The following is a 25,290-nucleotide window of genomic DNA, read 5'->3' on the forward strand; positions in this document are numbered from 1 at the left end:
GAGAATTGAAAATTATTTGGATTTTGGGATTTGATTTTTGGAATTTTAATGCCGATTATTGAATTATTACGAAAGGATATAACAATGACAGGCCCATATAGCGAAAAAGTAATGGATCACTTTATGAATCCGAGGAACGTTGGCGAAATCGAGGATGCGGATGGCGTGGGAACGGTGGGAAATCCCGCCTGTGGCGATATTATGCAGATGTTTATCAAAGTGAAAGATGACACGATTGTTGATGCCAAGTTCAAAACTTTTGGCTGCGGTGCGGCCATTGCGACGAGCAGCATGGCTACCGAGTTGATAAAAGGCAAAAAAATCGAAGAGGCGGTAAAAGTCACCAACGAACAGGTTACCAGTGCCTTGGGCGGATTGCCCGCCGTGAAGCGCCACTGTTCAGTGTTGGCTGAAGAGGCACTCCACAGTGCTCTGGCTGATTATTTTAAGAGGCAGGGCAAACCCGCTCCATTCAAATTGAAAACTTCCGAAGAATTTCATAAGGACGAATGAGCGAAATATGGACAATAAAAATGTAGTGACCATCGTCGTTTTCAGCGGCGACCTGGATAAGCTGTTAGCGGCATTTATCATTGCCACAGGAGCGGCTGCCTCGGGCAAACAGGTGAATATGTTCTTCACCTTCTGGGGATTGAAGCTGCTGCAAAAGACCCACCAAAAGCCCCGAGGAATGAGCTTCCTGCAAAAAATGTTCGCCTTCATGGTCAAGCCAGGTCCCGATAAGCGCACCATTTCCAAATTAAATATGGCGGGCATGGGACCGATGATGCTCAAGAAGCTTATGAAACGGTCCCGAATGCCATCGCTCAAGGAATTGATGACCACAGCCAAAAACCTGGGCGTCAAATTCACCGCCTGCACCACCAGCATGGGCGTGATGGGGATTACCAGAGAAACATTGATCCCAGAGGTCGATAACATCGCTGGGGTGACTTCGTTTTTGGCGGATGCAGAGAAAAGTAGTGTGACGTTGTTTATCTAATTTCTCACACAGATGATAAAACTTCCGCTGATATTTATTTGAAATAACATCCGTGGTTGTTCTATGATCCGTGGGGAAAAAACGAGGACCGATCGATAATGAAAGCAGATTTTACCATAGACTGTTTGGGATTATATTGCCCGATGCCGATTATCAAAACGGCAGAGAAGATCAAAGAATTATCACCAGGGCAGATTCTGGAAGTTATCTCTGATGATCCTGGATTTGTCGAGGATATGCCCAATTGGTGTAAAATGACGGGACATGAGTTTTTGGAGATGCAGCAGGAGGGGGAGGAGTATCGGGCGTATGTGAGGAAGGTTGGTGGGTAGAGAATTGAGCAAGTTTATGGTTAGGGAATCGATTCTGCAAAATTGTTTTTCCAGTGTTAAAATAAGCTTAAGCTAATTTGTTAATGGAAGCATGTAACATTTGGATAATCCATAAAAAAATCAGATAAAGAAGTTGCATGGCAGAACAATCAGATATTCTGATATTAGCACGGAAAGCTGCTGAAATAAAGATTCTATATCTTCCTCATGCATTGCGACAGATGTCTCGGCCCGACAGAATGATTAGTGTTACAGAAATACGTAACGTTGTAGAGCATGGCGAAGTGATCGAAGATTATCCAGAGGATCAACGGGGGCATAGCTGCTTAATAATGGGCTATGGGAGTGATGGTCGTCCAATTCATGTCGTTTGTTCTCCCAAAGAGGATTATTTAGCGATTTTCACAGCTTATATTCCACACATAGATCAATGGGAAAATGATTTTAAGACGAGGCGAAAATTATGAAGTGTATTCATTGCCAGGGCAAAATGGAGCGAAAAACCGCTCCCTTTCAAATTCACCGAAAAGGGTATCATTTGATGCTGAATGCAGTTCCCGCCTGGGTTTGCCAGCAATGCGGCGAAGCATATTTTGAAGAGGCCGAGGTCGATTCCATCCAGACCGTACTTCAAAAATTGGATGAGCAGGCTGAAAAATTAGCCAAAGCTGCCTGACGGAGTCGAAATTTTTTGTGGGAATAAAACCTAATGGATGTTGCTGATCTCTCCCAGTCCTAATGGCGTAAAAAATCAATCACCAAATTTTGTGGCAGGTTTTTCATGATTTATGTCTGAGCTAATCATTGATAAATGGCAATACTAGGGCTGCAATAACCGATCTTTGGATGCATAAATTTTGATTGCGTTATTGGTTCGATTTATCGTGATCGAGAATTGTAATGAAAAATGTGAATCTATTGGGAGGATTCTCTATAGATAGAAAGTAGCTTCAAAAGATGACTCAATCCAAACACACCAACCACCTCATCCACGAAACCAGCCCCTACCTGCTCCAGCACGCCCATAATCTAGTGAACTGGTATCCCTGGGGCGAGGAAGCGCTGCAATTGGCCAGGAAGCTGGACAGACCGATTTTTCTTTCCATCGGCTATTCTGCCTGCCATTGGTGCCATGTCATGGCGCACGAATCGTTTGAAAACGAAGCCATTGCTAAAATCCTGAATGATTATTTTATTTCCATCAAAGTCGATCGGGAAGAGCGGCCTGATCTAGATGAGATTTACATGACCGCTGTGCAACTGATGACAGGCAGTGGCGGCTGGCCTCTCTCGGTCTGGCTGACACCCGATCTGGAGCCGTTCTATGGCGGCACTTATTTCCCGCCCGAGGATCGCTGGGGGAGAGTTGGCTTCCGAAAAATTTTGTTGCAGATCGCCCAAATCTGGCAGCAGCGGCGTGGCGATGTAGTGAGCAGCGCTCGACAAATCACGGCCAGTCTCAAGCAAATCAACGAAGTTCAATCCGTTGATTTCCAGCTTGATCAATCCTTGTGGCATTCGGCGTTCAAATCGGCTGAGCAGCGATTCGATGAACGGTACGGCGGATTTGGTAGTGCGCCCAAATTTCCGATGGCCATGGAATTATCCTTTTTGCTGCGCTATTATTTTCACACAGGCCAAAAACGAGCACTGGCGATGGTGGAAAAATCCTTGCAAGAAATGGCCAATGGTGGCATTTTCGATCACCTCGGCGGAGGCTTCCATCGCTATTCCACCGACGAACGCTGGCTAGTACCCCATTTCGAAAAGATGCTCTACGATAATGCCCTGCTCGCTATCACCTACCTGGAAGCCTATCAATTGACAAGAAATGTCGATTACAAAGAGACCGCCAGCGCTACGCTGGATTATGTCCTGCGAGAAATGACCTCGCCCGAAGGCGGCTTCTATTCCTCCCAGGATGCCGATAGCGAGGGCGAGGAGGGCAAATTTTACGTGTGGCATAAAAGCGACATCGAAGCGATTTTGGGCAAAGAGGATGCTAAGCTGTTTTGCGATATTTACGATGTCTCGGATCATGGCAACTGGGAGGGCAAAAATATTCTCCATCTCCGCCGCAGCTTGGAAGGCGCAGCGAGAGAGTATGGCATTTCTTTATCAGTGTTGAAAGATCGACTAGCTAAGGCTCGATGGCAATTGTTCGCCGTTCGTTCCCAACGGGTTCCGCCCGCCACGGATGACAAAATTCTGACCGATTGGAACAGCTTGATGATCTCGGCATGTTGCAAGGGATATCAAATTTTAGGCGATCCAAAATATTTGACCGCCGCCCAAAAAGCAGTTGATTTTTTGCTGGAAAAACTTTATATTGATAGACGAATATTAAAGACTTATCGCAATGGCAAAAGCCATTTGAACGGCTATTTGTCGGATTATGCGTTTATGGTCGCTGCGCTGATCGATCTGTACGAGTCCAATTTCGAATGGAAATATCTGAGCCAGGCGATCGAAATAAATGAGATAATGCTGCAAAAGTTTTGGGATGAACAATCGGGAGGATTTTATTTCACGCCAGATGATCACGAGCGATTGATCGTCCGCACCCGCAATGCGCATGACAATGCTGTTCCAGCGGGCAACTCGGTAGCGGTGCATAATCTGCTGAAATTGAGCCAATTCACGGGCGATTTCAAGCTCAAACAACAGGCGGAGCGGACGCTAAAATTGTTCGCCAGTCAGATGCAGCGCTCGCCCTCGGGATTTTCGGTGCTGCTCTGTTCGCTGGATTATTTCTGGGGCAAGCCAAAAGAAATCGTGATTGCAGGCGACCGTGATGCTGATCCGACAAAGGCGATGATCGAGGCGGTTCATCAGCATTATCTGCCGAATAAGATTCTGGCTTACGCTGATCCCGAGTTGGCGAATAAGGAAACAATTTTGCCAGTGATGGATGGTAAAGTTTCGCAAGATGGGCAGGCAAAGATTTTTGTGTGTGAGAATTATGCGTGTCAGAGTCCGTTTTCGGATTTAAAGGATTTTTATAATTTGTTGAGCGATCATTAATTTTTTTCCAACGGATAGAAACAACCCAACGGATTTTATTTTTAAAATTTTTTATCAATTGGGTTATTTCAATCCGTTGGAGAATTCTTTTTTTTCAGTTAAGAGGAAAACATGATTTCAATACTCGAAATCAAAAATTTCAAATCCATCAAGCATATTACACTCGATTGTCGCAAGGTAAATATTTTTATTGGCAAGCCGAACACGGGCAAATCCAATATTCTGGAGAGTGTCAGTATTTTTTCCATCCTATACGATAAGCTAGAAGCATTTATTCGATTTGAAAATATTGCCAATTTGTTTTACGATCAGGATACCGAGCGCAAGATCGAGGTGATTGCTGATGATTCTTTCTGTACCTTAGAATTTGAACAGGGAAAATTTATTGGCAAGGGAAACTATCAATTGAAAGAAAAATCTATTCACATACAATTTGAATATGGATTTGAGGGTTGGAAAGGTGGCTCAGTCGATACCAGTTTAAGTTTGCCGATTAAATTTTATCGGTTTTTTTCACTGGATAAATTTCCCAAACAAGAATTGAATTTTTTGCTGCCGCCCAAAGGTGAAAATTTATTGGCGCTGCTTTTGGCCAATAAGGAATTGAGGAAGCTGGTTAGTGATCTGTTTGCGGAATTTGGCATCAGAATTGGTCTAAAACCACTGGAAAATAAAATCGAGATTCTCAAAGAGACCGATGGTATCATCATTTCCTATCCTTATTCACTGGTGTCCGATACCTTGCGAAGAGTCGCCTTTTACTTAGTCGCTCTCGAAACGAATAAGGATTCAATCATTTTATTCGAAGAACCAGAAGCCCATTCATTTCCATTTTACACTAAATATTTGGCAGAGAGAATTGCTCTGGATGAGACAAATCAATTTTTTATTTCGACCCATAATCCCTATTTTCTGCTGTCGCTTCTGGAAAAAACTCGGCAAAATGAACTTGGGATTTTTATTACTTATTTTGAAGATTATCAGACCAGGGTAAAGCAGTTATCGGCAAACGAAGTATCTGAATTTTTTGATCTCGATGCCAGCGTATTTTTTAACCTCGATCGTTTTCTGGGGGAAGAATGATCTTTGTCGAGTGCAATGCCGATAAAACGCTGCTCACGTCGCTCGGAATTCAAGCGAAAGATATTTATCATGTTTTTAGCAAGGGAAATGTTTGCAATCGATTGAGGAAAAATAAGAATTGTATTGGCCTGGTGGATGAAGATCCTGATAGCGGTCAGCCACAATACCTGGAGACATTGGCATTGATTTCTGATAAAAATGATGTGAAAGTTTTGAATGATAAGAATAATCAAAATTATTTAATCGTGTTATGTCCGAGGTTGGAAGATTGGATAGTGGCAGCAGCGCAACAGGCTGAAGTTGATCTGGCAAGTTACAACCTGCCCGCCAATGGAAATGCGTTACATAAAGTGGTGAATGTCAGGTTGGCTGATTTTGAAAGGCTGATAAAGGAGCTTAAAAAAAGCAGTAAAATGGTGGAATATTTGGTATCGCTTTTGCCCAACGGATAGATGAAACCAAAGGATTTTTAATTTGGTATCCGTTGGAGATTATTTCTTTTGTTATTGATTCAGATAACCTTGCTTTCAAGAATGGAGTTAAAAATGAGCTACACTATTCCAGACGAAATAATCAAATCCACCCGAATGTCGATTCCAGAGCTATCTCAAGAGATAGCCCTGTTGCTGTTTCAAAAAGAAAAGCTGACATTGGGACAGGCAAGCCGATTAGCTAGAATGAGTCAGCTCCAATTCCAGCATCTTCTGGCGAGTCGCCAGATTCCGATTCATTATGATGAACAGGATTTTGAAGATGACTTGCGAACTTTAAAAGCCAATTATATATAGATAGAAAAACTTCTAGGTTTCAAAAAAATGAAAAGGCTAAAAGAAATTCAAAATGTTTTAAACAACAATAGATCGACCTTAGATTCCAGATTTAAGGTCAAAAAAATCGGAATTTTTGGCTCTTTGATACGGGGTGAAGCAAGAGAACAGAGTGACATCGATATACTTGTTGAACTTTATGAGCCAATCGGCTGGGATTTTGTCGAGTTAAAAGATTTCCTGGAAACGATCTTACAGAAACCAGTAGATCTGGTTACAAAGAATTCATTAAAACAGTTGATTCGTGAACAAATCCTGAACGAGGTAATTTATACATGATCAAAAGGACTTATAGGCTGTATTTGAATGATATTATCCAGGCAATGAACAAAATTGAAAAGTACTCGCAGGGTTTAGATTATGATTCTTTTGTTAACAATGATATGGTTGTCGATGCAGTGCTGAGAAATATTGAAGTCATTGGCGAGGCGGCAACCCAAATCCCAGAAAATGTGAGGCAACAATACTCACACATCCCCTAAAAAAATTATTGTATTAAGAAACATTGTCATTCATGAATATTTTGGCGTAGACCTCGACAACATCTGGACAATAGTAGCTGAAAATATTCCAGAAACAAAACCACAGTTAGAAGATATGTTTGAAGAATTGCAGAAGAAAGAACACCCATGAAAAAAATCGCCCTATTCGCCTTCAACGGAGAGCCGATGTGCTTCGTCCACGTGCTGCTCAATGCTCTGGATATGAAAGAAAAAGGATACGACGTGCGAGTTATTATCGAAGGGTCGGCGACCAAATTGGTGGAGGAACTTGCGGATCCGACCAAGCCGTTCGCCAATCTCTATCAAAAAGTCAAAGACCAGGGATTGATCGACTGCGTGTGCAAAGCCTGCTCTGCGAAGATGAATTCATTGAATGCAGCGATGGCGCAGCACCTGCCGCTGTGCGATGAACTGATGGGACATCCGAGCATGGCGAAATATATGGAGCAGGGATTCGAGATTATTACATTTTGATTGTAGGACAGGATGCCATCCTGTCCTACAATGTAGGACAAGATGCTATCTTGTCCAGATCAGTAAGGCAAGATGCCATCTTGCCCTACAGATCCCAAAATAATGGGAGGACGTGCCTGCATTCGAGGCATGAGGATTACCGTTGCTTTGATTGTGAATCTGTTTTCTAATGGCATGTCTGTAGAAGAGATTCTCGAGGATTATCCCTATTTGGAAGAAGAAGATATTAAGCAGGCTTTAAAATTTTCAGCGGCAACTTTTTGACAAAATCTGTTAGGCATCTGCAAGGTGTCAAATTTTAAGTCATTGCGAGAATCCGTCCCCCGACTGGCGGACGGAGAAGGAGCAATCCGCTTTACTAAAGAGTTGACAGATTCCTCACCGCCGATTGGCGGTTCGGAATGACAGGCTTTCTCATTTTGCATGTGTGAAAAAATCTGGTTAGAGGGAGAAAATTAAAATTGAAAATTCCATTGATTATTTTTTTAACCATTCTATTAGCGACGGCATTTTCGTACGCCCAAACCTTCAGCGACGCCACCCAATCCTGCATTGATTGCCACGAGAGCATCCAGCCTGGCATCGTGCAGGACTGGCTGAGCAGCCGCCATGCGAAAATGACACCTGCCGAGGCGCTGAAAAAAACAAAGCTGGAGCGCCGCATTTCCAATGAGAGCGTTCCCGCTGAACTGGCAAATAGCGTGGTCGGCTGCTTTGAATGTCATGGGCTGAATACGGAAAAGCATCAGGACAGCTTCGAGCATTTCGATTATAAAATCAATGTAGTCGTCTCGCCGAAGGATTGCCAGACCTGCCATCCCGTGGAGGTAGAGCAATATTCGACGAGCACCAAAGCGCACGCCATCGGCAATTTGGCCCAGAATCCGATTTACGATTCATTGGTGGAAACCACTGTCAGTCCCAAGACCATCGAGGGGGATAAAATCGTTCAGGGCCAAGCCTCCCATTTCACCAGGCGGGAGACCTGCTTTGGCTGCCATGGCACCACGGTGGAGGTGAAAGGCATGAAAACGATCAGCGCCGAGCTGGGCGATGTGGAAGTGCCCGATCTGACAGGCTGGCCCAACCAGGGGGTGGGACGGATCAATCCTGATGGCAGCATGGGCGCTTGCACCTCATGCCATCCTCGACATGCGTTTTCATTGGTCGATGCCCGCAAGCCGTACACCTGCAGCCAGTGCCATCTCGAGCCCGACGTCCCTGCCTACAATGTTTATAAAGAGAGCAAGCACGGGAACATCTTTTTCGCTCGGGGCCACGGCTGGAACTTTGACAGTGTGCCATGGGTTATAAGTAAAGATTTTCAAGCGCCGTCATGTACGGTTTGCCATAGTTCTTTGATCACAACTCCCGAGGGCAAGGTGGTGGCGGTACGGACGCACAATTTCGATTCCCGCATCTGGGAGCGGATTTTCGGCCTGATTTATAGCCATCCCCAGCCGAAAAGCGGTGCGACGCACATCATCAAAAACGCCGATGGATTGCCACTGCCCACGACGTTCGACAATCGCCAGGCTTCGGATTTTTTGATCAGCCAGCCTGAAGCGAAAACCCGACAGGGTCAGATGGAAAAAATCTGCCAGAGTTGTCATTCCACGGATTGGGTGCAAAAGCATTTTGAGAAATTCGATAATACAAATAAAGAAACCAACGGCATGGTATTAGCGGCGACCCAATTATTGCAAAAAGCCTGGGACAAAAAGATTGCTGATAATAAAAATCCCTTCGATGAAACGATCGAGCTGAAATGGGTGCAACAGTGGCTATTCTATGCCAATTCGGTCCGCTATTCTTCAGCCATGACAGGTGCGCCTGATTATGCGTCGTTTAAAAATGGCTGGTGGTATTTGACGAAGACGCTCAGGGAGATGAAAGATAAAATAGAAAAGAAATAGTATTTATTTCATAGGATGATATGGAAACGATTCGACAAATAATTAGAACGCCACGGAATCACGAGATTAAAATTACCATTCCTCACTACATCCCAGAAGATTCCCCTGTGGAAGTTCTATTAATTTTCAAGGAACGCAGGGATGATTTTGAGAGAAAGATCAATCAGCTAAAAATGGCAGTTAATGATGAGCTGTTCATGAAAGATCTTGAAGAAGTTGCATCGGATTTTAAGGCGGTTGATTTAGAGGATTGGAAGGAATCGTGACCAATTTTAGGTGGCATATTTTCCTGGCTAATCTTGATCCTGTTATTGGTTCAGAGCAAGGCAACACTCGGCCTGTTCTGGTGATTAGCGAAGAAGAAATCAACCAAATATTGCCTGTTGTCAACGTCTTACCAATTACTTCAAGAAAACCAGGTCGCCAGATTTATGCAAATGAAGTACTGATACCTGCTGGAACTGCTGGCTTAGAGAGGGAATCGATAATCTTATGCTATCAAATTAGGACATTAGATAAAGTACGCTTAACAAAATTGATTGGCAAAATCGAAAGCTATGAGTTGCGACAAAGTATTTTAGATGCGCTAAATTTTCAATTAGGACTTACATAGAAATTGTAAGTGAATGATATATTAGCTAACCGAAAGGATCCTGTATGACTGCACAAAAAGCCGATCTTCAGGCCCTGCAATTGGCGTTGAAGATGGAAACCGATGGTTATAATTTTTTCAAAGATGCAGCCACACGTGCCCAAAATCCACTCACCAAAGAGGCATTCGAGTATTTCGCCAAATGGGAGCTGGAGCATGTGGAGTTCATCAAAAAGATGTATCAAAAGTTGAACGACACGGGCGAGTGGCTGTCAGTGGAATTGATGAACCAGAAAGTGGGCGATGCGGCGGTGGCGATCAAGACGATTTTCAAGCAAAAGCATGAAGAGATCGACAAGCACGTGAAGGTTGCCACCAGCGATCTGGAAGCTTACGTTCTGGCTCGAGATATTGAAGATAAGGCGACTGTCTTTTATAAACAGAAGGCGGACGCTGCTGCCGATCCCTCGGCCAAGAAGTTCTTCACTTTTATGATCGACGTCGAGCGAGAGCATTATAATATTCTCAATAATTCGTATCGTTATCTCCAAAATCCGTCGCTTTATAATCTGGAGGAGGAGAATTGGATGTTTGATGGAGGCTAAATCGATTTTAGATTTACGATTTCGGATTTTAGAATTAGATCAATCTACCTGAATATAATTTTGACATCCCTCTGAATTCCCGTTCAAAGGGGCACTTTTTAAATTCCCCCTTTGAGGGGGGCCAGAGGGGATGTAAAATCTAATAGGACCAGACAACTTCAATTTACCAAATAAAATTAAATCAAATGAGGAGTCAACGTATGAAAGCTATGGTCGATCCTGATCTCTGCACTGGCTGTGAGCTTTGTGTGAGCACCTGCCCCGAGGTATTTGAGATGGACGGCGACGTGGCCAAGGCTATTGTCGATGTCGTCCCGCCCGATTCGGAAGACTGCGCTCGTGAAGCGGCTGAGGATTGTCCAGCAGAGGCAATTAAAATCGAATAGCTCATTGCTTTTCAAGTTTTAATTATCCTGATCGTCAATAGATGCTGGATGCAGCTCGGCTGGTCCAGCATCTTGATTATTTAGGTTGCTGAATTTGTCCTATTTTTAGGACAGGATGCCATCCTGTCCTACAATTTAAAAATTTTCGGAGAATGAACTTGTCCAATTCGCCGCATCTTTCATCCTCGATCTTCATCGAATTGGGCAGCTCCACCATGGCATCTGCTATCCCACATTCAAATAAAACGACCGAATTCGCAGCACGAGGAGAACGTGGCGTTCACCTGCGACAAGACGGTCATGTTCCCTTGCCGCCGATTCTTTACCGTTCATATTCAATATTGAGGTTATTTTTATTATGAAAATCAAAATAGATGGCATGTCCTGCCAGCACTGCAAGATGGCCGTGGAAAAAGCATTGTCAAAGGTGCCTGGCGTGAAATCCTATTCCGTCGATCTGGATAAGGGGGAAGCCCAGGTCAGCGGTAATCCAGAGGCGCAATCAGTAATTGATGCGATTGATAAGATAGGTTATCGAGCGAAATTGATAGAATAAAGATGCACTCCACTTTAGCTGTGTATCTAAAACATCAAAAAGTAGATGTCATTCCGAACGAATCCGCCAATTGGCGGAGGAGTGAGGAATCTCTCAATTAAACGGAATCAATTACTTGTACAGATTCCTCACTTCGTTCGGAATGACAGGTCTTATCTAAGATTTTCATTTTCGCACAGTTCGTGAAAGTGGCGTTTGTTTTTCTTGTCCTTCATAAGGAAAACCAATCATGTTCAAAATAGAATTCCTGAAGCAAAAAGTCATGCGGACCGTGGTGTATACATTGCTTCCTGTCACGGTCGCTGCGGTTTACTTTTTCGGCTGGCGCAGTCTGGCGATGGTGGTGCTGTCGGTCATCAGTTGCGTGATCACTGAATGGCTATTTGTTCGGGGCGCCAATGGCAAAGTTTCCGAAGCCGTCTTCGTCACCGCATTTCTCTACGCCCTATCTTTGCCGCCCACGCTACCGCTGTACATGGTGGTCATTGGAGCGGTCTTTGCCATCACATTCGGCAAAATGGCGTTCGGCGGCTTTGGCAATAATGTGTTCAATCCCGCCATGGTCGGTAGGGCGTTTGTCTATATCACTTTTCCGATTCAAATGACCAATCGCTGGATTCCCGCTGCCAATTTCTCGGATTTTCCAGGGGGATTTGCTGCTTGGCAATTTCACACCACGCCCGATTATCTTTCGGCCATCACAGAAGCCACGCCGCAAATTGCATACAAAGAAGGCGCTGCCAATTTGCCCAGCTATCTTCAATTGCTATTTGGCAACATCAATGGTCAATTCGAGCGACTGGGTGAGACGACCCTCATCGGCGCAGGCTCGATGGGAGAGGTTTCGGCCATTTTGCTGCTGATCGGTGGGCTATATCTAGTTTACAAAAAAGCGGCTAATTGGCGGTTGGTGGTCAGCTTTTTTGTGACCTATCTGGTTTTCGATGGCATCCTTCATCTGATCGTTCCTGCCAAAGTGCCGAATCTGCTGTTCGGTCTTTTGGCAGGCTCGACCATGATGGGCGGATTTTTCATCGTGACCGACCCTGTTTCGGCGCCCAAGCAGGACTTCACCCGTTATGTTTACGGCGCCATGATTGCCATTTTTACCATCATCATCAAATCGTTTGCCTTGTTTTCGGGCGGATTGACGTTTGGCGTGCTATTGGGCAACATGTTTGGGCCGTTGATTGATTTTTATGTGAAAAGTTATAAGGATAAAAAGAAAGCGCTTTCAGTGAGCAGTAAACAGTGATCAGTGTCTCAGTGATCAGTGATCAGTGATCAGTAATCAGTAATCAGTAATCAGTGATCAGTGATCAGTGATCAGTAACAAATGGAAGTTAGTAAAGTGTTTCGTATTCGGTTTTGAACTAAAACCACCGAGTTTTATTAATAGCGTCATTCCGAACGAAGTGAGGAATCTGTAACAGAATTATCAGACTATAAGATTTCTCTCCGCCAATTAGAGAATAGAGATGACAGAAAGATGAGTTTTTATTCAAGCACGAATTAAAGTTGAAACATATCGTTTCATGGCGGCGATCAGTCTGCCGACTTAGAAACGGAAACGAAGCAATCTGCTAATTTGAAAAGATTTCTTCTCAGCCAAAAGCAGTATCGCAAGGACGAGGATAATTCAGATTCTTTACCAAGATTAAATACAAAATTAAGAGTATATCCAATGAAAAAAGGGCTATTCACTATTTTATTCATGGTCGTCGTGACCATCGTCTTTATTTCGGCGCTGGCGTCGATCAATGAGCTATCGAAAGAGCGGGTTTTGCAGAACGCCAGGATCGATCAATACAAATCGATCCTTTATGCGTTCGATATCTTCCCAGAGAAGATTAGCGAGCAAGAGCTGGGGCTAACCAGCACCACCAACGATATCCCGTGGAAACAGGACGAAATCCTCAGGGCAGTGCAAAGCCAGATCCGAACGGTGAAACTCCCCGTTACGGCCGAGCAGGCTCAATTATTAAAAGATAGCTTTCTCACAGTGAAAGATTCGGTGGAGATTTTCGTGCGAACCAATGAGCGAGGCGAGCCCATCGCCTACGGTTTTCCGCTGCGAGGCAAGGGCTTGTGGGGTACGATTACCGCCTTTGGGGTGATCTCTGCTGATCTGAAAAAAATGATCGGCATTGATTTCACCGAGCAGGTAGAAACTCCAGGCCTGGGCGCCCGCATCACCGAAATCGAATTCAAATATTTCTTCCGCAATCTCGATCTGAGCCGCTTTCATGATCCAGCCTCGCCCACTCCTCCTTTGGTGCTGGTCAAAAAGAAGGACAAGACCAATCGGGAGGAATCGACCAACAGCTTCCAGGCCATCACAGGCGCCACCCAGACGGTAAATGGAGTGTTGAAAATGGTAAATACGGATTTGCGGTTTTATATCGAGGTGATTCGGGGGAATGAGGCAATGGTAAAAAATGGAGTGGTGGAGTGATGGAGTGGTGGAGTGATGGAGTAGTGGAGTGTTGGAGCAGGGGAGTATTGGAGTACTGAAATAATGGAGTTTTGGAGGAATCGAGATCGTTGAATATACCAAATTTCGGAACAAGAATAGGGGGTATATGAAACTGGAAGTGTGGCAAAAGTCTATCGAATTGTATCGGATCATCTGGAAAGTCATTTATGAAGATATAAAATTGGACTTCAAACTGCGCTCCCAACTCGCTGATGCGGCACAATCAGTTTCCTCAAACATTGCTGAAGGATATAGCCGCCGCTCTATCAAGGAGTATATTCAATTTTTATACATTTCATTATCCTGTTTAGCCGAAGTCCTGACCCGAATCATTGGCTTGAAAGTCACCAATCAAATAACCGAAGCACAATTCAACATGATCGATTCTTTGCATTATGAAATCGAAAATAAACTTCTACGCTTAGTCGAAAGCCTGGAACGAAAACGAGATGACGGCACCTGGGTTGACTACATCTCTGATGAAATAGCGGAGTACAATCCATGAGAATATTGTGGCAATCTTTTTCATTACTCCAGAACTCCAAAACTCCAATACTCCGTTTTCAGGTATGATAATAAATTTTGATTCGAGGACTCTATGCCAAAACCAAAACCAATCGACATCATTCGAGACGATCTCTGGAAAAACAATCCCGTCACCGTGCAGATTTTGGGCATTTGTTCCACGCTGGCGGTGACGAACATTTTTTTGAACACGCTCATCATGGGCCTGGGCTTGATTTTTACCACGGCATTCTCGGCGTTGACGATTTCGTTGATGAGAAATATCATTCCCGCCCGAGTGCGGATGATGGTGCAAACGCTGGTCATTGCCGTTTATGTGGTGATCGTTGATATTTCGTTGAAAGCCTACGTGCCCGACATCAGCAAGGCGCTGGGGCCGTATGTGGGTCTCATCATTACCAACTGCATCGTGATGGGCCGACTGGAGGCATTCTCCTCGTCCAATCCGCCTGGGCTGGCGTTTCTGGATGGGATTATGTCGGGCATCGGCTATTCGTATGTCTTGCTGGTGATCGCCTTTGTGAGAGAATTGCTGGGATTTGGCACGATCCTGGGCTACCAGGTGATGAATCCGCTGATGCACGCCATCGGCTATTCCGAGGGCTGGATCCAGTGGGCCTTTATGATCATGGCGCCTGGCGGATTTTTCATGCTGGCGATGTTTATTTGGGTGGCTAATAATATTGCCACTCATAAAGTGGTTCATAAAGGATAATTTGGTTTAATTTAATTAGCCCCATTCATGTGCAAATTTGGGTCATTTCGATCCGCCAGCAGGCGGAGAAAAATCTGGTATTAACGGTAAATAATCAAAGAAAAAGATTCTTCAATCCGCTTTGCGCCTACATCAGTGACAATATCCGATTGTTCTGTCATTCCGAACGGAGCGCAGCGGAGTGAGGAATCTCTAAGATTTTGAGATAAATGCATTATAAAGATTCTTCGCTGCGCTCAGAATGACATTTAGAATTAAATATACAACATATTCACAACGCTTGTCCGTTCAGAATGAAATTATTAAGAATAACTTGAGCAAACCAAAATAAGCAGGAGCTTCGATATATGGAAGGCCTATCCCCCTGGGTGATATTTTTTGCATCGATCTTTACAGGCAATATTTTGCTGGTCTATTTTCTGGGAATGTGTTCGTTTCTATCAGTCTCGAAACAAGTGAATACCGCTTTGGGACTGGGGCTGGCCGTGACATTTGTTTTGACCATCACTTCGGCGCTGAACTATGTAGTCTTTTTTTATGTTTTGGAGCCATTGGGCATTGAATACCTGCGCTATATCGCATTCATTATCGTGATTGCGGCGGCGGTGCAGTTGCTGGAGATGATCATCGAGCGAATTTCAGAGCCATTGTACATCAACCTGGGGATTTTTCTGCCGCTGATCACGGTCAATTGTGCTATCCTGGGCGTGTCGCTGTTTATGGTCATCCGAAAATACACGTTCATTCAAAGCGTGCTGTTCGGCGCAGGCAGCGGGCTGGGCTGGCTGCTGGCGATTCTGGCGCTGGCAGGAATTCGGCAGCGATTGAACGAGAGTAAAATTCCCGCAGGATTGCGGGGGCCTGGGATTGTGCTAATTATTTCTGGGATCATGGCCATGGCGTTCATTGGGTTTTCAGGGATTGTGCAGATACAATGAAAAATTCCAAATCCCAAAAACAAATCTCAAATAAATTTCAAAAATCAATTATCAAATTTAAAACTTCTTGAGTAACTGGGAAATTGGACAATTTGGCGATTGGGTTGTTGGGAAATGTAGGAAGGCGATGATTGATTGTTCGGGTGATTAAGGTGATCAAATCATGGAAAAGAATGATTTGGCCTTCCGAAAAATAGGCACGGAATCAAAATGAAAAAGTTATTTGTCTGCTTTGCGATCATTTCGGTGATCAGCTTCTGCAGAAATGAAAAAAATCCTGTGAAGCCTGGTCTTTATGATGGCTTTGCCATCTACACCCTGGCCGATAGCACCGTGACGGCTACCGATGCAGCACAAAAACCTCTCGATTTGTTAAGCCTTGCCGACAAGCCGCTTGTTGAAGATAGCGACCTGGAATATTATCAATGGAGTGACCATACCTTTTCGTTAAGATCTGAAGCCAATGAAAGGGTCAGACAACTGGCCAAGTCACGGCCGACAGTTTTTGGTATCCCCTTCATTGTGATGGCCAATAAGGAGCGGATCTATCTGGGGGCGTTCTGGTACGCTTTTTCATCCGTCGCTCCATTTTTCCCAACGATTGAGGTTACAGGCTATATGCTCCAGGACTATGGCTCTACTGTTTTGAAGATTAAAAAATCATGGGTCGAAGGCCAGCCTGATGTGCGGAATGATGCTCGGATTTATCAGGCGTTGAAAAAGGCGGGAGTGTTGATACCGTGAGGCTTAATTTCCAAATTCCAAACCTGTCCGACAACTGGCCATAGGCGTCAACTTAAGCGGCTACTCAAGGAGGCGCTGTCATTCTGAGGAGCGAAGCGACGAAGAATCCCTTCAATAAACGCACCTACTTTCGTTAAATCAAGAGATTCTTCGCTCTCCGCCAGTTGGCGGATCGCTCAGAATGACATTGCACTTCTAATTTGACGCCAATTGACAACTGGCGGATAAATTTCAATATTCAATTTCAAAACTGATTGGATAATTAGGCAAATAGGTAATTTGGTAATTGGGAGATTGGGAATCGATCGCTATGACGTATTTTTGATTAATGCACACTGTTTGTTTCGGTCATTAAATATTGAAGTTTGAGATTTATTTGGAATTTGGAAATTGGGTTTTGAAATTTATGTTAAAATGAGGAATTATGTTTTTAAAAATCATCATCGCTACGCTATCGATGGCAGGCATTAGTGCGCTGCTTTCTATTCTACTGGTGATCGCTGAACATTATCTGGCCAATTATGGGGATTGCAAGATTACGATCAATGGCCAAAAAGAACTGATTGTCAAGGGTGGCTCATCGCTGCTGGCAAGTTTGGGCCGAGAAAAGATCTTTTTGCCCTCAGCCTGCGGCGGACGGGGAACCTGTGCTTATTGCAAATGCAAAGTGCTGGAAGGAGTCGGGCCAATTTTGCCCACGGAGGAACCGCTATTATCCCTTGAGGAACGAAAGAACAACATTCGTCTTTCCTGCCAGGTCAAAGTCAAAAGGGACATGAAAATTGAAATCCCCGAAGAGCTGTTCAATATCAAAGAGTTCAAGACCAGGGTGGCGTTCATCAAGGATTTAACGCATGACATCAAGTTGATCCGATTTGACTTGATTGAGCCCAATGAGATCAATTTTAGGGCAGGGCAGTATGTCCAGTTGGAAACTCAGCCGTACGATGGCGTCAAAGAGGTGGTACAGCGGGCGTATTCGATGTGCTCGCCTGCGTATGAGAAGCATTATGTGGAGTTGATGATTCGTCTCGTGCCCGAGGGGATTTGTACCACCTGGGTCTTCAAGCATTTGAAGGAGGGCGATATCGTGCGATTGATTGGGCCCATGGGCGATTTTCATCTGCACGAGGGGGATGGTGAGATCGTGATGGTGGCAGGCGGCTCGGGCATGGCACCGATGGTGTCGTTGTTGGCGGATATGGCAAAAAACAAAGAGACTCGGAAAATCACTTACTTTTTTGGGGCGCTGGCAAAGAAGGATATGTTTTATGTAGAGGAAATGAAGGAATTCGAGCGACAGCTCCCCAATTTTAAATTTATCCCTGCGCTCTCAGCACCCGAGCCTGGCGATGATTGGGATGGAGAAATCGGATTGATCACTGTTCCACTGGAAAAGCATCTGAAACAGATCGACACAAGCAAAGCCCAAGGATACTTGTGCGGCAGCCCTGGTATGATCAATGCTTGCACGGCGGTCATGAAAAAATACGGCATCACCTCGGATCGGATTTTCTTTGATCCGTTTGGATAATTAAGATGTAGTCCTCTTTCAAAGTGGGCTATATCTTATCGCTCCAACGGATTTTATTTTCTACTAGTGAAAAAGCAGCGACGAATAATTTATTTAAAAAATCAGCCGTAGTTCTATCATCCGAGGGCAAATTATTTATTAGTTCTCTTTTTGTATTTGAAACTTCCATCTTGCAATATAATCTATTTTATCACCGAAAATGAGGATGCGACGAGATGAGCTCTCCCAAAAGTGAAAACAAATCATCTAACCAAACAAATCTAGGATATTTGCTTATTCAAGTTGTGTTAATTGTTATAGGAGTGCTTCTGGGGCTGGCAGCCAATGAGTGGCGTGTGGCACGTGCCGAGAAGGCTCAGGCAAAAAATGCGCTTCGCTACATTAAAGATGAACTGCAACGCAATAAAGAGCACGTCGCCAAAATCCTTCCATATCACACCAAATTGAGTGATACGCTAAAAGTATTTGCCGCAACGCTCTCTATGAATAAAAGAAAATTATCATTCTCAGATTTATACCGAGCAATGCCCAGCGGATTTGGCATTCCATTATTAGAAAAAACAGGGTGGCAGCTTGCCAATCAAACGGGGGCTATTGATCACATGGATTATGATCTTGCAGTATCGTTGTCAAAACTATATGCAGTGCAGGATTTCATCCAGGCAAAATATCTTAAAGTCGGAGACAACTTTTACGTTGCTGGTAATATTAATTTAAAAGATATGAGCGGCTTGATTATTAGTTTGGCGTTGCTGGCGAATGATATTCTTATTAATGAGCAGGAGCTTTCAGAATTATATGAGGCGATGATCAAGAAGCTGTGAAGATGTCAGAAAAGATGTAGCCCACTTTGAAAGTGGACTACATCTTTCAAGATTTTCCCAACGGATTGAAACAACCCAACTGATGAAATTAAATTTAAATCTCCGTTATGCTGTTTCAATCAGTTGGATAGAAAAACGTCAGCATCTCATATCCAAAAGATTAAAATCATCATTGGAGTCAAAACATGAAACCTACCCCACTCGAAACCAAACTGCTCGATAGTTTCAAACCAGGCAAAATCACCAATGACGGCTTTTAAATGACGGTAATCGAAATGTTCATGATTTTAAAATTAATTGATATGAAAAGGAAATAGATATGATTTCAAAAAAACAAATCGATTCATTGGTCAATATCATAATTAAAAAATTTAATCCTCAAAAAATCTTTTTGTTCGGCTCCTATGCTTATGGCAATCCTGCAATGGAGAGCGATCTTGACCTTTGCATTATTACTAAGCTTGGAGGGAAAAGAAAAATCGAATTAATACGAGACATTCGAAAAGAAATAAGAGGCTATTTTCAATTCCCGCTGGATATTCTTGTTTATGATTACATCGAGTTTCAGCAGCGATCATCGCTTCCTAACACATTGGAATATAAAATATCAAAACAAGGAATTCTGATCAATGGATAAATTCCAGATTGTCCAGGAGTGGTTTGATATTGCTGATACAGATTTAGCATCTGCTAAATATTTGCAATCCATGCATCCCATTCCCATCGAAATAATTTGTTACCATTGCCAACAATCCGCTGAAAAATATTTAAAAGGTTTCTTGGCGTGGAATGAACATGAAGTAATTAAAACCCATGATTTGGTTTTGCTAAACCAATTATGTCTCAGTTATGATGAAGGATTCAAATCAATTGAAGAGGAATGCTTGCGATTAACTGATTATGCTGTGAATGTCCGATATCCTTATCCGATGGATTTGAATGAAACCGATATGAAATTGGCGATCAAAGATGCGGAGAAAATAAAAGAGTTCGTTCTAAATAAAGTTAGGTCAGCAAGTCCAAACTAAAATGTAACATATCGGACCAGGCGATGCATTTCATCTTCATTCCCAGCGAATTCAAACAACCCAACTGATAAGAGTCTCAGGACAAAATCCGTTATGCTGTTTCAATCAGTTGGATAGAAAAACGTCAGCATCTCATATCCAAAAGATTAAAATCATCATTGGAGTCAAAACATGAAACCTACCCCACTCGAAACCAAACTGCTCAATAATTTCAAACCAGGCAAAATCACCAAAGACGGCTTTCTGGGCGAGGACACCCGACATGTGCACGACATCATTCAGGAAGATTTGCTCACGCTCTCCCGCCTGGGCGTAGAGGCGGAAGCCATTGCTGATCGGCTCCAATATTTTATTGAAGAAGGAAAAAAAGGATTGGAGACGAAGGTCGATCTGGGCGATTTTACGGTTCAAATTTCCTGGGATCGGGGACTGCTGCCCTGTCCCTTTGGCGAGCCGAGACGGCAACACAAAATTATCGCCACGCTGGTCAATAAAAAATTGAACAAAGAAATCAAATATTCTCAGTTGAATGTGCACATGATCAAAGAACATGGTTTTTTTGAGGGGAAGGGGAGCACCTTTCGGTTGGAGCCTGAGGAACTGGTTCAGGTATTAGAATTGAAGCGTGCTTAATATCTAAATTCCAGATCTCAAAAAACAAATTCCAAATAAATTCCAATGAACAAAATGTCAAATTCCAATCAGAAAGATGGTTCGGACGCTGGCCTTTGTCCTGAGTATGATCTAGCAGAGCGATTAAAAAAATGAAGTTCGTGGGAAATATCCCGAACGGTTTCGTGCAGGTACGAATTTAGTTTTGCTCGAACCTGATATTGCCAGAGCTTTTCCTACTGACAAATCAGTTAATGAAGCTTTACGTCTAGTAATCCAATTAACCAGAATTCCCAATCATAAAAAACGAGTAGCATTACGGTAAGTCAATTAATATATGGCCAATCAATTCCAAAAATTCCTTGCTGTCATTGAGGCGCTCAATAAATTTGAGGTTGAATATGTTCTGGTGGGCGGCGTCGCTGTGATTCTTCATGGCCTGGAGCGATTAACTCGGGACATCGATATTTTTGTCGAGGATTCCGCTACAAATATTGATCGGCTCAAAATGGCGCTGCGTTCGCTTTATGATGATCCAGAGATCGATGAGATTACATTAGATGAATTGCGTAACTATGCAGTGATTCGCTACGGGACACCCGATGGATTTTATATCGATATTATGACTAGGCTTGGTGAGACCTTCTCGTTCCAAGATCTGGAATATGAAACCATCGAGTTTGGTCAGATAAAAATAAAAATTGCTACGCCAGAAACGCTCTTTAAGATGAAGCAAAACACCTTGCGGCTTCAGGATAAAGCTGATGCTTTATTTTTGCAAGAAATCATCCAACAGCGAAAATCGGATCAATAAAATTATGCCTATCTATAAATATAAAACCTTTGAAGAGGCCGAACAGGCGCTTTGGAATTTCAATCCCGATGAGAAGTACTTGCAGCGAGTGGAAGAGTTGTGGGAATTTGCCAATCAGTTGAATCCCATTGTTTATCCCAGAGGGATTTTTAAATTCAAGACAATTGAAGAGGCCAATCGCCATCGGGAAGCAATCGAGATTGAACATGTAAAAAAGGTGGCCGTTCGGAGAATGGGATACGCTCGATCGGAAGAATAAATCTATTATTCCATGGCTTAGAAATTAGCACGCCTGTTGAAGGAGCACAAAATGCGACTTTTTACGCTGGATGCCAATGGCAAGATGGTTCCCTATCAGGAAATGAAATTTAAATTTGAAAACAGGGAATCTGATTTAGAAGACCTCCTTGAAAACAACCCTGAATATTTTTTTGAAAACACCAAAATATTAATTATCGGCCGCCAGATCACCACCAATCTTGATTCATCTCTTGACCTCCTTGGCATTGATAAAGCGGGTAATACCGTAGTCATCGAATTAAAACGGGACAAGACGCCTCGGGATACTATCGCTCAATTGTTGGAGTATGCCTCATTTGTCGAGAATTTGGATTATTCACAGCTAAATGAAATCTATCAAAATTATTCTGGAGAGGAAATTAGTCTGGAGGATTACCATCAACAATATTTCCAGAGCGAGCTCGATGAAAAAGTTTCATTCAATAAGTATTCAAAACTTGTGATTGTCGCACATGAAATAACCCGAGAGATCAAACAAACTGCTCAGTATCTCAGAAAAAAGGGTCTGGATATTTATTGCTTGGAGTTCAAATATTTTAGTACCCAATCAGGTGAAAAAATCATCTCATGTGATGTGGTAGTGGGCGAAGAAGAATTTCTTCGCCAAAAAATAGAATCAAAATCGCTTCCCAAAATAGATGAGAAGCAATTCCGAAAGTCTTTGGATAAGTTTGGCACCAGAGTATTTGATCGCATTTTTCAATTTGCTAGACAAAACCAGCTTTTGTTTCGCTGGGGCTCTAAAGGCTTTTCGCTGAATCTGGAAATGGAGGGCGGATTTGTGGGATTATTTTTTGGATACCCACCCGACTCGGTATTCAAGCAAAGCATTTACACGGGATTCGAAGAAATAGCTAAAAAGGTGAACAATTCGGAAGAGATAATTTCGGATTATCGTACCAAGCTGGAACAACTCGGCTATTTTGTCCCTGCAAAATCGAATTTAAAATGGATCATTGATACGGAGTATTCGGATCAGCACATTATTGATTTTCTCCAAGTCATTGATGATCTCATGTCAAAAATTAAAGCGAACGGTTTGAAAGCAAATATTTGAGATGAGTAAGCGGATTAATTCTCATCCAATAAAGATGAGCAATAGACATGTCGATTCGCTTCAATTAGCGCAATTAGCGGTCAAGCATGTCTAATAAAATTTTTTCACGATAATTTCCCTCCACATTTTAAGATGCTGAAAAAAATCCTTGATTTTGTGATTAATTTAATTTATATTGTATTCCAATTTAAAATCATTCCAAATTGAAAACCAACCAAATTAGAAGGAGATCTAGCTATGGAACACGTAACTGAAACCTCCGAGGTCAAGGTAGTAAGCCTGCCTCGCATTGGCGATCCAGCGCCGCAATTTGAGGCTGATACCACATTTGGCCATCTCAAATTGGAAGACTTTAAAGGAAGCTGGCTCATTCTTTTCTCGCACCCCGCTGATTTTACCCCTGTTTGCACTACTGAATTTATTGCATTCGCCCAGATTCAGGATAAGCTACGTGAGCTAAATTGTGAATTGATGGGACTGAGTATTGATAGCACCTATTCGCACATTGCCTGGGTACGGAATATCGAAGAGAAAATGGGCGTGAAGATTAATTTCCCGATTATAGCGGATCTGAACAAAGAGGTTGCCACCAAATATGGCATGATCATGCCAGGCGAAAGCAAGACCGAGACCTCCCGCTGCGTGTTTGTGATCGATGACAAGCAGATCGTTCGGGCAATTATTTACTATCCGTTGACGACTGGTCGAAACATGGATGAGATTCTGCGCCTGATTCAGGCATTGCAGACCAGCGACAAGTACGGCGTGGCGACTCCAGCCAACTGGCGTCCTGGCGACAAAGTGATCGTGCCGCCGCCCAAGACGCAGGAGATGGCTGAGGCAAGGATGAAGGAAGGCTACGAGTGTAAGGATTGGTATTTCTGCAAGAAAGAATTGAAAAAGTAGCTTCTTTGGTAACTGGGCAATTTGGATCACCGAATTGAAACACAGGAGTGCGGCGCCTTTATCTACCGCATGAATGATTGTTATCCTAGAATAAGCGTAATTTCTGATTACAGATTTCTTAATGAATTTGAGAAATTGTATTTCCACAAACATACTTTAACAAGGTGAAAAATTATGGCATGCATTAATCCTGATGGAACCATTTCCGATTCAGCAAAGGGAATGCTGAAGCTGCTCCACTCGCCAATGACAGCCGAACAGGTAGCGCAGCAAACAGGACATCCGCTGTTTCGGGTGCGCAGCAGCCTGCGGGAACTGGTCGATGGGGGATTGGTGAAATTGGAGGCGGAACGGTATTCGATTACCGAGAAGGGCAAGGAGAAGATTGGGTAATTGGGTAATTTGGTAATTAGTACCTTAAAGAAAACCATTGAATTTGAAGTAAAAGTGTCATTCCGAACGAAGTGAAGAATCTGAATTTTCATAAAGTATAAGAGTCACAGATTTCTCTCCGCCAACTGGCGGATCGAAATGACAGAAAGGTGAGCTTTCGTTCGAGCGCTAATTAGGGAGATGTCCGTCCTCCGCCAATCAGCGGATGACGGTCGCTTGCCTAAAAGAGAACTTTTTTGAAAGCTTTCAACGTTGAAATCAAAAATATAGGTCTAAAAAATTTTCGAAGAACAATTAATTCAGAAGGAGAGACAATTATGATATCCGACAAAATGGCTGCAAAAATCAATGAACAAATCAAAAATGAATTGTACTCGGGCCATCTGTATCTGTCGATGGCGGCTTATTGCTCGTCAGTCGATATGGATGGCTTTGCCAATTTCTTTATTGTGCAGGAGCAGGAAGAACGGGCTCATGCCATGAAATTTTATCACTATCTGGTGGAGCAAAACAAGGATGTGAAAATCTACGGCCTGGATCAGCCCAAGCAGGATTTTAAATCACTGACCGAAGTATTCGAGCTGGCCTGGAAGCATGAGCAGCAAGTGACCAAATGGTTGAATGAGATGATGCATCTGGCTGTGGAAGAGAAAGATTACGCTACTCAGAGTTTATTGAAATGGTACATTGACGAGCAAGTGGAAGAAGAAGCTTCGATGTTGAAAATCTTGAAACAGCTCCAGATGGTGGGCGAAAAAGGGCCTGGCATTTTTATGTTGGATGCGCATTTGAAAGAGCGGAAGTTTAAAGGGTAGATTTCTCAAATTCCAAAATTCAATATCCAAATTCCAAATAAAATCCAATTACCGAAAATTTAAATTCCGAAACAAGGTAATTAGGTAATTGGGTAATTAGGAAAAATGAATCCTTTCGAAGGTTTCGAATCTTGGGAAGGGTGATCCATAGATAAGCAAGAGAAAATAAACATATCTAGACTTCTGCAAAATAGCAGATATCGAGTCATTGCGAGGAGCGAAGCGACGAAGCAATCTTATGGACTAAAGATTGATGAGATTCCTCCCCGCCTACTGGCGGGTCGGAATGACTGGTTTCAGCATTTTGC

Annotated in this window: 35 protein-coding genes and 2 pseudogenes; all 37 read left to right on the forward strand. The window is 43.2% G+C overall.

What is annotated here, in order from left to right; genetic code table 11:
• The first annotated feature begins 84 nt into the window (after positions 1-84).
• Entirely contained in the window at positions 85-513 is a 429-nt protein-coding gene (gene nifU, locus ONB37_13265) for a Fe-S cluster assembly scaffold protein NifU (GenBank protein MDZ7401126.1), read from the forward strand.
• 7 nt (positions 514-520) lie between these two features.
• Complete coding sequence (locus ONB37_13270) at positions 521-1,003, forward strand: DsrE/DsrF/DrsH-like family protein (GenBank protein MDZ7401127.1); 483 nt, start codon at positions 521-523, stop codon at positions 1,001-1,003.
• 98 nt (positions 1,004-1,101) lie between these two features.
• Complete coding sequence (locus ONB37_13275; protein MDZ7401128.1) at positions 1,102-1,335, forward strand: sulfurtransferase TusA family protein; 234 nt, start codon at positions 1,102-1,104, stop codon at positions 1,333-1,335.
• A gap of 137 nt (positions 1,336-1,472) precedes the next feature.
• Positions 1,473-1,802, forward strand: a complete 330-nt coding sequence (locus ONB37_13280) for a DUF4258 domain-containing protein (protein MDZ7401129.1) — start codon at positions 1,473-1,475, stop codon at positions 1,800-1,802.
• On the forward strand, positions 1,799-2,011 hold the full coding sequence (locus tag ONB37_13285; GenBank protein ID MDZ7401130.1) for a YgiT-type zinc finger protein: 213 nt from the start codon (positions 1,799-1,801) through the stop codon (positions 2,009-2,011). The genes ONB37_13280 and ONB37_13285 overlap by 4 nt, the downstream gene beginning before the upstream one ends.
• 281 nt (positions 2,012-2,292) lie before the next feature.
• Positions 2,293-4,359, forward strand: a complete 2,067-nt coding sequence (locus ONB37_13290; protein ID MDZ7401131.1) for a thioredoxin domain-containing protein — start codon at positions 2,293-2,295, stop codon at positions 4,357-4,359.
• Positions 4,360-4,470: 111 nt separating this feature from the next.
• Positions 4,471-5,442, forward strand: a complete 972-nt coding sequence (locus tag ONB37_13295) for an AAA family ATPase (protein ID MDZ7401132.1) — start codon at positions 4,471-4,473, stop codon at positions 5,440-5,442.
• Entirely contained in the window at positions 5,439-5,894 is a 456-nt protein-coding gene (locus ONB37_13300) for a hypothetical protein (protein ID MDZ7401133.1), read from the forward strand. Before ONB37_13295 ends, ONB37_13300 begins: the two co-directional genes overlap by 4 nt.
• A 93-nt stretch (positions 5,895-5,987) precedes the next feature.
• The gene (locus ONB37_13305) at positions 5,988-6,230 is read left to right on the forward strand and encodes a UPF0175 family protein (GenBank protein ID MDZ7401134.1); all 243 of its coding nucleotides are present in this window, start codon (positions 5,988-5,990) and stop codon (positions 6,228-6,230) included.
• A gap of 27 nt (positions 6,231-6,257) precedes the next feature.
• On the forward strand, positions 6,258-6,548 hold the full coding sequence (locus ONB37_13310; protein ID MDZ7401135.1) for a nucleotidyltransferase family protein: 291 nt from the start codon (positions 6,258-6,260) through the stop codon (positions 6,546-6,548).
• Positions 6,545-6,902 (forward strand): annotated as a pseudogene (locus ONB37_13315) (DUF86 domain-containing protein). The gene ONB37_13310 and the pseudogene ONB37_13315 overlap by 4 nt, the downstream one beginning before the upstream one ends.
• Entirely contained in the window at positions 6,899-7,246 is a 348-nt protein-coding gene (locus ONB37_13320) for a DsrE family protein (protein MDZ7401136.1), read from the forward strand. The pseudogene ONB37_13315 and the gene ONB37_13320 overlap by 4 nt, the downstream one beginning before the upstream one ends.
• A gap of 72 nt (positions 7,247-7,318) precedes the next feature.
• On the forward strand, positions 7,319-7,510 hold the full coding sequence (locus ONB37_13325; protein MDZ7401137.1) for a DUF433 domain-containing protein: 192 nt from the start codon (positions 7,319-7,321) through the stop codon (positions 7,508-7,510).
• Between the two features lie 197 nt (positions 7,511-7,707).
• Positions 7,708-9,162, forward strand: a complete 1,455-nt coding sequence (locus ONB37_13330; protein MDZ7401138.1) for a multiheme c-type cytochrome — start codon at positions 7,708-7,710, stop codon at positions 9,160-9,162.
• A 20-nt stretch (positions 9,163-9,182) separates the two neighbouring features.
• Positions 9,183-9,428, forward strand: a complete 246-nt coding sequence (locus tag ONB37_13335; protein ID MDZ7401139.1) for a hypothetical protein — start codon at positions 9,183-9,185, stop codon at positions 9,426-9,428.
• Positions 9,425-9,775 carry a type II toxin-antitoxin system PemK/MazF family toxin gene (locus ONB37_13340; protein ID MDZ7401140.1) on the forward strand — a complete coding sequence of 117 codons (351 nt, stop codon included), beginning with the start codon at positions 9,425-9,427 and terminating at the stop codon, positions 9,773-9,775. Before ONB37_13335 ends, ONB37_13340 begins: the two co-directional genes overlap by 4 nt.
• 44 nt (positions 9,776-9,819) lie before the next feature.
• The gene (locus tag ONB37_13345; GenBank protein MDZ7401141.1) at positions 9,820-10,359 is read left to right on the forward strand and encodes a ferritin family protein; all 540 of its coding nucleotides are present in this window, start codon (positions 9,820-9,822) and stop codon (positions 10,357-10,359) included.
• A 200-nt stretch (positions 10,360-10,559) separates the two neighbouring features.
• Entirely contained in the window at positions 10,560-10,745 is a 186-nt protein-coding gene (locus ONB37_13350) for a ferredoxin (GenBank protein ID MDZ7401142.1), read from the forward strand.
• A 358-nt stretch (positions 10,746-11,103) separates the two neighbouring features.
• Positions 11,104-11,301, forward strand: coding sequence for a heavy-metal-associated domain-containing protein (locus ONB37_13355; protein MDZ7401143.1), 198 nt, complete (start codon positions 11,104-11,106; stop codon positions 11,299-11,301).
• A gap of 229 nt (positions 11,302-11,530) precedes the next feature.
• A complete protein-coding gene (locus tag ONB37_13360; GenBank protein MDZ7401144.1) occupies positions 11,531-12,556 on the forward strand; it encodes an RnfABCDGE type electron transport complex subunit D in 1,026 nt (341 codons plus the stop codon).
• A gap of 429 nt (positions 12,557-12,985) precedes the next feature.
• Complete coding sequence (locus ONB37_13365) at positions 12,986-13,756, forward strand: FMN-binding protein (protein MDZ7401145.1); 771 nt, start codon at positions 12,986-12,988, stop codon at positions 13,754-13,756.
• A gap of 127 nt (positions 13,757-13,883) precedes the next feature.
• Positions 13,884-14,282, forward strand: a complete 399-nt coding sequence (locus ONB37_13370) for a four helix bundle protein (GenBank protein ID MDZ7401146.1) — start codon at positions 13,884-13,886, stop codon at positions 14,280-14,282.
• A gap of 93 nt (positions 14,283-14,375) precedes the next feature.
• The gene (locus tag ONB37_13375) at positions 14,376-15,017 is read left to right on the forward strand and encodes an NADH:ubiquinone reductase (Na(+)-transporting) subunit D (protein ID MDZ7401147.1); all 642 of its coding nucleotides are present in this window, start codon (positions 14,376-14,378) and stop codon (positions 15,015-15,017) included.
• Positions 15,018-15,364: 347 nt separating this feature from the next.
• A complete protein-coding gene (locus ONB37_13380; GenBank protein MDZ7401148.1) occupies positions 15,365-15,955 on the forward strand; it encodes an NADH:ubiquinone reductase (Na(+)-transporting) subunit E in 591 nt (196 codons plus the stop codon).
• A gap of 210 nt (positions 15,956-16,165) precedes the next feature.
• A complete protein-coding gene (locus ONB37_13385; protein ID MDZ7401149.1) occupies positions 16,166-16,699 on the forward strand; it encodes a hypothetical protein in 534 nt (177 codons plus the stop codon).
• A 424-nt stretch (positions 16,700-17,123) separates the two neighbouring features.
• Complete coding sequence (locus ONB37_13390; protein ID MDZ7401150.1) at positions 17,124-18,233, forward strand: FAD-binding oxidoreductase; 1,110 nt, start codon at positions 17,124-17,126, stop codon at positions 18,231-18,233.
• 215 nt (positions 18,234-18,448) lie between these two features.
• Positions 18,449-19,057, forward strand: coding sequence for a hypothetical protein (locus ONB37_13395; GenBank protein MDZ7401151.1), 609 nt, complete (start codon positions 18,449-18,451; stop codon positions 19,055-19,057).
• A 319-nt stretch (positions 19,058-19,376) separates the two neighbouring features.
• Positions 19,377-19,694, forward strand: a complete 318-nt coding sequence (locus tag ONB37_13400) for a nucleotidyltransferase domain-containing protein (protein ID MDZ7401152.1) — start codon at positions 19,377-19,379, stop codon at positions 19,692-19,694.
• Complete coding sequence (locus tag ONB37_13405; GenBank protein ID MDZ7401153.1) at positions 19,687-20,085, forward strand: HEPN domain-containing protein; 399 nt, start codon at positions 19,687-19,689, stop codon at positions 20,083-20,085. The genes ONB37_13400 and ONB37_13405 overlap by 8 nt, the downstream gene beginning before the upstream one ends.
• 171 nt (positions 20,086-20,256) lie before the next feature.
• On the forward strand, positions 20,257-20,718 hold the full coding sequence (locus ONB37_13410) for a hypothetical protein (protein ID MDZ7401154.1): 462 nt from the start codon (positions 20,257-20,259) through the stop codon (positions 20,716-20,718).
• A gap of 54 nt (positions 20,719-20,772) precedes the next feature.
• Positions 20,773-21,022: pseudogene (locus tag ONB37_13415) on the forward strand (hypothetical protein).
• A gap of 12 nt (positions 21,023-21,034) precedes the next feature.
• Positions 21,035-21,511 carry a nucleotidyl transferase AbiEii/AbiGii toxin family protein gene (locus tag ONB37_13420; GenBank protein MDZ7401155.1) on the forward strand — a complete coding sequence of 159 codons (477 nt, stop codon included), beginning with the start codon at positions 21,035-21,037 and terminating at the stop codon, positions 21,509-21,511.
• Positions 21,512-21,515: 4 nt separating this feature from the next.
• Positions 21,516-21,770: a hypothetical protein gene (locus ONB37_13425; GenBank protein MDZ7401156.1), complete on the forward strand. Its 255-nt coding sequence runs from the start codon at positions 21,516-21,518 to the stop codon at positions 21,768-21,770.
• Between the two features lie 51 nt (positions 21,771-21,821).
• Positions 21,822-22,868 (forward strand): endonuclease NucS, encoded by a 1,047-nt coding sequence (locus ONB37_13430; protein MDZ7401157.1) that lies wholly within the window; start codon positions 21,822-21,824, stop codon positions 22,866-22,868.
• Positions 22,869-23,105: 237 nt separating this feature from the next.
• On the forward strand, positions 23,106-23,774 hold the full coding sequence (locus ONB37_13435; protein MDZ7401158.1) for a peroxiredoxin: 669 nt from the start codon (positions 23,106-23,108) through the stop codon (positions 23,772-23,774).
• Between the two features lie 174 nt (positions 23,775-23,948).
• Positions 23,949-24,167 carry a DUF4364 family protein gene (locus ONB37_13440; protein MDZ7401159.1) on the forward strand — a complete coding sequence of 73 codons (219 nt, stop codon included), beginning with the start codon at positions 23,949-23,951 and terminating at the stop codon, positions 24,165-24,167.
• Positions 24,168-24,484: 317 nt separating this feature from the next.
• Complete coding sequence (locus ONB37_13445; GenBank protein ID MDZ7401160.1) at positions 24,485-24,982, forward strand: ferritin; 498 nt, start codon at positions 24,485-24,487, stop codon at positions 24,980-24,982.
• Positions 24,983-25,290: the final 308 nt, after the last annotated feature.

The sequence above is a fragment of the candidate division KSB1 bacterium genome (genome assembly GCA_034506395.1).
In the GTDB taxonomy this organism is placed as follows: domain Bacteria; phylum Zhuqueibacterota; class Zhuqueibacteria; order Thermofontimicrobiales; family Thermofontimicrobiaceae; genus Thermofontimicrobium.

What these genes read in the sequence shown, in the direction of transcription:
- nifU (MDZ7401126.1), top strand. Translation starts at nt 85, where the DNA reads ATGACAGGCCCATATAGCGAAAAAGTAATGGATCACTTTATGAATCCG.
- ONB37_13270 (MDZ7401127.1), top strand. Translation starts at nt 521, where the DNA reads ATGGACAATAAAAATGTAGTGACCATCGTCGTTTTCAGCGGCGACCTG.
- ONB37_13275 (MDZ7401128.1), top strand. Translation starts at nt 1,102, where the DNA reads ATGAAAGCAGATTTTACCATAGACTGTTTGGGATTATATTGCCCGATG.
- ONB37_13280 (MDZ7401129.1), top strand. Translation starts at nt 1,473, where the DNA reads ATGGCAGAACAATCAGATATTCTGATATTAGCACGGAAAGCTGCTGAA.
- ONB37_13285 (MDZ7401130.1), top strand. Translation starts at nt 1,799, where the DNA reads ATGAAGTGTATTCATTGCCAGGGCAAAATGGAGCGAAAAACCGCTCCC.
- ONB37_13290 (MDZ7401131.1), top strand. Translation starts at nt 2,293, where the DNA reads ATGACTCAATCCAAACACACCAACCACCTCATCCACGAAACCAGCCCC.
- ONB37_13295 (MDZ7401132.1), top strand. Translation starts at nt 4,471, where the DNA reads ATGATTTCAATACTCGAAATCAAAAATTTCAAATCCATCAAGCATATT.
- ONB37_13300 (MDZ7401133.1), top strand. Translation starts at nt 5,439, where the DNA reads ATGATCTTTGTCGAGTGCAATGCCGATAAAACGCTGCTCACGTCGCTC.
- ONB37_13305 (MDZ7401134.1), top strand. Translation starts at nt 5,988, where the DNA reads ATGAGCTACACTATTCCAGACGAAATAATCAAATCCACCCGAATGTCG.
- ONB37_13310 (MDZ7401135.1), top strand. Translation starts at nt 6,258, where the DNA reads ATGAAAAGGCTAAAAGAAATTCAAAATGTTTTAAACAACAATAGATCG.
- ONB37_13320 (MDZ7401136.1), top strand. Translation starts at nt 6,899, where the DNA reads ATGAAAAAAATCGCCCTATTCGCCTTCAACGGAGAGCCGATGTGCTTC.
- ONB37_13325 (MDZ7401137.1), top strand. Translation starts at nt 7,319, where the DNA reads ATGCCATCTTGCCCTACAGATCCCAAAATAATGGGAGGACGTGCCTGC.
- ONB37_13335 (MDZ7401139.1), top strand. Translation starts at nt 9,183, where the DNA reads ATGGAAACGATTCGACAAATAATTAGAACGCCACGGAATCACGAGATT.
- ONB37_13345 (MDZ7401141.1), top strand. Translation starts at nt 9,820, where the DNA reads ATGACTGCACAAAAAGCCGATCTTCAGGCCCTGCAATTGGCGTTGAAG.
- ONB37_13350 (MDZ7401142.1), top strand. Translation starts at nt 10,560, where the DNA reads ATGAAAGCTATGGTCGATCCTGATCTCTGCACTGGCTGTGAGCTTTGT.
- ONB37_13355 (MDZ7401143.1), top strand. Translation starts at nt 11,104, where the DNA reads ATGAAAATCAAAATAGATGGCATGTCCTGCCAGCACTGCAAGATGGCC.
- ONB37_13360 (MDZ7401144.1), top strand. Translation starts at nt 11,531, where the DNA reads ATGTTCAAAATAGAATTCCTGAAGCAAAAAGTCATGCGGACCGTGGTG.
- ONB37_13365 (MDZ7401145.1), top strand. Translation starts at nt 12,986, where the DNA reads ATGAAAAAAGGGCTATTCACTATTTTATTCATGGTCGTCGTGACCATC.
- ONB37_13370 (MDZ7401146.1), top strand. Translation starts at nt 13,884, where the DNA reads ATGAAACTGGAAGTGTGGCAAAAGTCTATCGAATTGTATCGGATCATC.
- ONB37_13375 (MDZ7401147.1), top strand. Translation starts at nt 14,376, where the DNA reads ATGCCAAAACCAAAACCAATCGACATCATTCGAGACGATCTCTGGAAA.
- ONB37_13380 (MDZ7401148.1), top strand. Translation starts at nt 15,365, where the DNA reads ATGGAAGGCCTATCCCCCTGGGTGATATTTTTTGCATCGATCTTTACA.
- ONB37_13385 (MDZ7401149.1), top strand. Translation starts at nt 16,166, where the DNA reads ATGAAAAAGTTATTTGTCTGCTTTGCGATCATTTCGGTGATCAGCTTC.
- ONB37_13390 (MDZ7401150.1), top strand. Translation starts at nt 17,124, where the DNA reads ATGTTTTTAAAAATCATCATCGCTACGCTATCGATGGCAGGCATTAGT.
- ONB37_13395 (MDZ7401151.1), top strand. Translation starts at nt 18,449, where the DNA reads ATGAGCTCTCCCAAAAGTGAAAACAAATCATCTAACCAAACAAATCTA.
- ONB37_13400 (MDZ7401152.1), top strand. Translation starts at nt 19,377, where the DNA reads ATGATTTCAAAAAAACAAATCGATTCATTGGTCAATATCATAATTAAA.
- ONB37_13405 (MDZ7401153.1), top strand. Translation starts at nt 19,687, where the DNA reads ATGGATAAATTCCAGATTGTCCAGGAGTGGTTTGATATTGCTGATACA.
- ONB37_13410 (MDZ7401154.1), top strand. Translation starts at nt 20,257, where the DNA reads ATGAAACCTACCCCACTCGAAACCAAACTGCTCAATAATTTCAAACCA.
- ONB37_13420 (MDZ7401155.1), top strand. Translation starts at nt 21,035, where the DNA reads ATGGCCAATCAATTCCAAAAATTCCTTGCTGTCATTGAGGCGCTCAAT.
- ONB37_13425 (MDZ7401156.1), top strand. Translation starts at nt 21,516, where the DNA reads ATGCCTATCTATAAATATAAAACCTTTGAAGAGGCCGAACAGGCGCTT.
- ONB37_13430 (MDZ7401157.1), top strand. Translation starts at nt 21,822, where the DNA reads ATGCGACTTTTTACGCTGGATGCCAATGGCAAGATGGTTCCCTATCAG.
- ONB37_13435 (MDZ7401158.1), top strand. Translation starts at nt 23,106, where the DNA reads ATGGAACACGTAACTGAAACCTCCGAGGTCAAGGTAGTAAGCCTGCCT.
- ONB37_13440 (MDZ7401159.1), top strand. Translation starts at nt 23,949, where the DNA reads ATGGCATGCATTAATCCTGATGGAACCATTTCCGATTCAGCAAAGGGA.
- ONB37_13445 (MDZ7401160.1), top strand. Translation starts at nt 24,485, where the DNA reads ATGATATCCGACAAAATGGCTGCAAAAATCAATGAACAAATCAAAAAT.